The sequence below is a fragment of the Streptomyces sp. NPDC054932 genome, assembly GCF_053610205.1.
In genome coordinates, this window is the sequence record NZ_JBSGXU010000333.1 from 1 (window position 1) to 4,868 (window position 4,868).

Annotated in this window: 6 protein-coding genes; 2 read left to right on the top strand and 4 right to left on the bottom strand. The window is 73.5% G+C overall.

Translation table 11 applies throughout. The annotated features are described in order from the left end of the window. Positions 1-245: 245 nt before the first annotated feature. The 3 genes from ACWGE1_RS40175 to ACWGE1_RS40185 all read right to left on the bottom strand — a co-directional run bounded on the left by ACWGE1_RS40175 (position 246) and on the right by ACWGE1_RS40185 (position 2,275). Complete coding sequence (locus tag ACWGE1_RS40175; protein ID WP_453425421.1) at positions 246-1,163, bottom strand: phosphotransferase; 918 nt, start codon at positions 1,161-1,163, stop codon at positions 246-248. 138 nt (positions 1,164-1,301) lie between these two features. Beyond that, on the bottom strand, positions 1,302-1,514 hold the full coding sequence (locus ACWGE1_RS40180) for a hypothetical protein (RefSeq protein WP_453425422.1): 213 nt from the start codon (positions 1,512-1,514) through the stop codon (positions 1,302-1,304). Positions 1,515-1,678: 164 nt separating this feature from the next. Then, positions 1,679-2,275: a TetR/AcrR family transcriptional regulator gene (locus ACWGE1_RS40185; protein WP_453425423.1), complete on the bottom strand. Its 597-nt coding sequence runs from the start codon at positions 2,273-2,275 to the stop codon at positions 1,679-1,681. 149 nt (positions 2,276-2,424) lie between these two features. Between ACWGE1_RS40185 and ACWGE1_RS40190 the strand changes: the two genes are divergently transcribed. Further along, the gene (locus tag ACWGE1_RS40190) at positions 2,425-3,162 is read left to right on the top strand and encodes an SDR family oxidoreductase (RefSeq protein WP_453425424.1); all 738 of its coding nucleotides are present in this window, start codon (positions 2,425-2,427) and stop codon (positions 3,160-3,162) included. Between the two features lie 32 nt (positions 3,163-3,194). On the opposite strand, the gene ACWGE1_RS40195 is transcribed toward ACWGE1_RS40190, so the two are convergent. Further along, positions 3,195-3,902 carry a TetR/AcrR family transcriptional regulator gene (locus ACWGE1_RS40195; protein WP_453425425.1) on the bottom strand — a complete coding sequence of 236 codons (708 nt, stop codon included), beginning with the start codon at positions 3,900-3,902 and terminating at the stop codon, positions 3,195-3,197. 134 nt (positions 3,903-4,036) lie between these two features. Here ACWGE1_RS40195 and ACWGE1_RS40200 point away from each other — a divergent pair. After that, on the top strand, positions 4,037-4,868 hold an 832-nt coding region (locus ACWGE1_RS40200; RefSeq protein ID WP_453425426.1), incomplete at its 3' end, for a DUF4386 domain-containing protein.

The window sequence follows — 4,868 nt, forward strand, 5'->3', positions numbered from 1 at the left end:
CTGACCGCCGCCCCACCGAAGCCCCCCCCCCACAAGCCCCCCCGCCCGGCCGCCCCCCCCCCGCCCCCCCCCACGGCAGCATGGTGGATCGACGGCGCGGCCGCGCAAGCCGAACATACGGCTCGGCGCGAAGGTCGCCGGCAACCACGGTGCGATCCCGAGGAAGGACTCCCCGGCCGTCGCCGGGGCCGTGCGCGAGGTCGCCGCCCTCGACCGCGGACGGCGCTGAAGAGCCGGATGTCCGGTCACCGGTGGGCCGTTGCGGTGAGGCGTTCCAGCGCGGCGTGGGCGGGCGGGCCCCAGGTGGGCTTGCCCCCGGGGCGGCCGTGGACGCCTGCGTGTCCGATGTGGATGCCGGAGAGGGCGCGCAGCACCGCCCAGCCGCGGGCGCGGCGCAGGGTCGCCGCGTCCGGGCCCGGCCGGTAGGCCTCGTGGAAGCGGTCGACGGCGCCGTCCGGCAGCAGGATCCAGGCGGCGGCGAGGTCGCAGGCCGGGTCCCCGGCGAAGAGGTCGCCGAAGTCGATCACGCCGGAGAAGGTGCCGTTCGCGGTGAGGATGTTGGCCGGGTGCAGGTCGCCGTGCAGCCACAGCCTCGGTCCCGTCCACTCCGGCGCGGCGGCGGCGTCCTCCCAGACCGCGCGGACGGCGTCCGGGTCGCGGATCAGCCCCAGTCCGGTGGCCGAGGCGAGCCCCTGGGTGAATTGCTCGGCGGTGTCGGCCAGCGGGCCACCGCGGTCCCGTCCCACGGGCGCCCCGTCGGGGGCCGGGCGGTGGAGGGCGGTCAGGAAGGCGGCCAGGGTGAGCGCCGCCTGCGCGGCGTGCGTCGCGGGGGCGCGGTCGGCGGGCTCGCCCGGTACCCAGGTGGTGACGAGCCAGGGTCGTGGAAAGCGTTCCGAGGGCTCGGCAAGGCGCTGCGGCACGGGGATCGGCAGCGGAAGGTGCGGGGCGAGGAGAGGCAGCCAGGCGTGTTCCTTGCGCAGCAGCCCGTCCGCGGACTGCGTCGCCCAGGGCAACCGGACGGCGAGGTCGTCGCCGAGTCGCCACACCTGGTTGTCCCAGCCGCGCGCCCCGAGCTCGAGGGGGCGGTCCGCCAGGTCGGGGTGCTGCTCGCGCAGCAGATCCCGGATCAGGTCCTCGGTGATGTCTATCGCGCCGGCCGTCATGCGGCACAACGGTAGCCGGGCAACGGCCTGCCTGCCCCTGTCCGGTCCGGACCTCAACGGGAGTGCGCGGAAAGGGCCGTGACGGCTGCGGAGGGTGGGGCGCTCAGCCGTCCCGCCCGCCCCGAGGCTCAGGACTGGTCAGAGTTCACGGTCCACGACGCGACGGGCCGCCTCGGCCTCCGCCGCGGGCGGGGACAGTTCATCGAGGGTGTCGAGCTCGTCGTCGGAAGCCAGTTCCCGCTCCCAGGCGGCCGCGAGCCGTTCCTGCTCCTCGTGTCCCTTGCTGGTGACGGCCTCCCGCTGCTGGGGCCCCAGAGCCGCGAGGAAACGCCCGACCGAGTCCGCCGGCATGCCGTACTCCTTCTCGCCGTGGGGGAGCGGCAGCGGCGATCGCGATGCCGTGCCCGGACCAGGATGGCGAACCGGGCCGGGGGCGGCAGTCCGACACGGCGGGCCGCCACCCGAATGCCCGAGCCGGTGGATCGGACCATCGGGGGAGCGGTGATACCTGCGGCCTACGGCGCACCGCGCCCGCGGCTCGGCGGGCGGACCGTGAGGCCGTCCAGGGTGAGGTCGAGCAGACGCTCGGCCTGCTGCCGGTGCGCGGCGCCCGCCGAGGTGAGGGCGATGCCTTCGAGGGCGGCGCCGATGTCGGCGGGCCCGATGTCGGTACGGATCGCCCCGGCGGCCGCGCACGCGTCCATGAGCGAGGTGAGGGCGGTCTGGATCATTTCCCGGCTGTGACCGTACGGGTTGCCCCCCGTCGCGGCGATGCCGCGCAGTGCGTCGATCATGCCGTACTTGGCGGTGACGTAGTCCAGGAAGAGGAGCGTCCACGCGCGCAGGGCCTCGACCGGTGGCTTCTGTGCGAGCAGGGCGGGGGCCGCCTCGCACAGGTGGGCCAGCTCGTTGCGGTAGACCGCCTCGACCAGAGCCTCCCGGGTGGGGAAGTTGCGGTAGAGGGTCGCGCTGCCCACGCCCGCCTCCCTGGCGATGCGCTCCATCTGCGTGTCCAGTCCCTCCGTCGTGAACACGCGCACGGCGGCGGTGAGGATCTTCTCCCTGTTGCGCCGTGCGTCAGCCCGCAACGGTCGGTCCGCTCCGTCGGCCATCAGTGCCCGCCATCCCTTCCCGGGTGCCCCTCACTTGCTGAACGGGGGGATCCCCACTTAGCCTCGAACAAGTGGGGACATCCCCACTTCCTGTACTCACTGTAGATCAACGCACTCACCGGACCCACACCCACGAAAGGGGGCCGATCATGCCGGGCATCCAGGGCAAGGTCGTCGCGATCACAGGTGCCAGCAGCGGTATCGGCGAAGCGACCGCGATCCACCTCGCCGAAAGGGGCGCCCGGCTCGTGCTCGGCGCACGCAGGGAGGACCGGCTGAAGGCGGTCGTGGACGGCATCACGGCCAGGGGTGGCACCGCCGTCGGCGTCATCGTCGACGTCACGCGCCGCGAGGACCTCCAGCGTCTGACGGCGACGGCCACCGACCGGTTCGGCCGGCTCGACGTCCTCGTCTCCAATGCGGGCACGATGGCCGTTTCGCCCTTCGACGACCTGCGCCAGGACGACTGGGACGCCATGGTCTCCACCCACATCACCGGCCTGCTCAACGGCATCGGGGCGGCGCTGCCCGTCTTCCGCCGGCAGCGCTCGGGCCAGTTCGTCAACGTCGGTTCCACCGCGGCCTACGTCGTCAAGTCTCCCCAGGCCGTCTACGCGGCCACCAAGACGGCGGTGAAGGTGCTCACCGAGGGGCTGCGCCAGGAATCGGGCCCCGACCTGCGCGTGACCCTCGTCTCGCCCGGCTTCACCCACACCGAGGGGGTGGGTAAGGGGGCCGGCCCCGAGGTCGCGGCCGCGATGGTCCGACAGCGCGACGAGATCGCCATGCCGCCCTCCGCCGTCGCCTCCGCCATCGGCTACGCGATCGAGCAGCCGGACGGGGTCGACGTCAGCGAGATCGTCGTCAGGCCCACCGTGCAGGCCTGACGGCGCCGCGGGCGCCCCGGGCGTCGGCCGGCTCAGGGCGTGGAGGTCCAGCCCTGCCCGTGGAGCCGTTCGAATCCGTCCAGGAGGAGGTCCAGGGCGAACTCGAACTCGAACCGGTCGTCGCAGCCCTGGCCGACGACCGTCCGCCGGTCGTGGGCCACCGCCCGGGCCAGCTCGGTGACGTGCGGGTACCGCCGGGCCATCTCCTCGTACCCGGCCGCCCGTGCCCGGTCGTCCTGCGGCGTGGTGCTCGCCGGGTCGTCGAACAGCTCCTCGGTGAAGCCCAGCACCCGGCTGCCGAGTGCGTGCATCACGTGGTGGGTGAGGTCGGTCGAGAAGCCGCCGGCCCGGAACATTCCGATCACGGAGTCCAGGTACGCGAGTACGGCCGGCGTCGGGCTGGTCCGGGACCGGATCACCTGGGCCGCCCAGGTGTGCGCCAGGAGGGCCGCGCGCGCCCCGAGGATCCGCCCGCGGACCGCGCTCTTCCAGTCCGGTCCGGGGGTCTGGCGGTCGATCCCCCCGACGACGAACTCCACCATGCCGTCCAGGAGTTCTTCCTTGTTGGCCACGTGCTTGTAGAGCGCCATCGGCACGACGCCCAGCTCCTGGGCGAGTCTGCGCATGCTCAGCGCCTCGATCCCGGCGCCGTCGGCGAAGGCGACGGCCGCCCGCAGCACCCGGTCCCGGCTCAAGGGGGTCCGGCGCGGTTCCTGCGGTTCCTGCGGCTGCTCGGGCATGTGGGCTTCTCCCTCGATCCGTTCCCGGGGTGTCGCGGGAGCGTCCCGCCTTGACGAGTGTACGGCGTACACCTACGGTGGGCGTCAACCGTCGGGTGTACGCCGTACACCCATCGAGGGAGGGTCGGTTCCGCATGAGCTCAACCAGGAGAATCGCGATCGTCGCGGGGGCGCTGTTCCTCGTCACCGAGGTCGCCGCGATCGGCGGACTCGCGCTCTACGACCCCGTCCTGCACGACGCCCGGTACGTCGTCGGTTCCGGCGCCGACTCCAGGGTGTTCCTGGGGGCGCTGTGCGAGTTCGTGCTCGCGCTGGCGGTCACCGGCACCGGGGCCGCACTGTATCCGGTCCTCCGGAGACGGAACGAGGGGGCCGCCGTGGGCTACGTCTGCGGGCGCCTGCTGGAGGCCGCCGTCATCGTCATCGGCATCATCGGCGTGCTGTCCGTCGTGACGCTCAGGAGGCAGGCCGAGGACGGTGCCGCGGGCGCCGACGGCACCTCCCTGGAGACGGTCGGCCGGGCTCTCGTGGCGTTCCACGACTGGACGTTCCTGTTCGGCCCGAACTTCGTCCTCGGCGCCAACACCCTCGTGCTGGCCGGCCTCATGTACACCTCGCGGCTGGTGCCGCGGTTCATCGCCGTCCTGGGGCTGGTCGGCGGGGCGATGATCTGTGCCTCGGCGACCGCCGTGCTGTTCGGGGCGTACGAACAGGTCTCGGTGGCGGGCTCGCTCGCGGCGCTTCCCGTGTTCGCCTGGGAAGTGACGCTGGCCGTCCGGCTGCTCGCCAAGGGCTTCGACGCCGGCGTCGACGAGGGCATTGACGAACGCATGGACAAGGGCCTCGACGTGGACGCCCGGGACCGCGCCGGCGGCGGCCCCGCGGCGGGGGGGGCCCGCCCCGGGGGGCGGGTGGGCGAGGAGCCCGGGGGACGGGCGGGCACAAGGCCAACGCTGCACTGGCCAC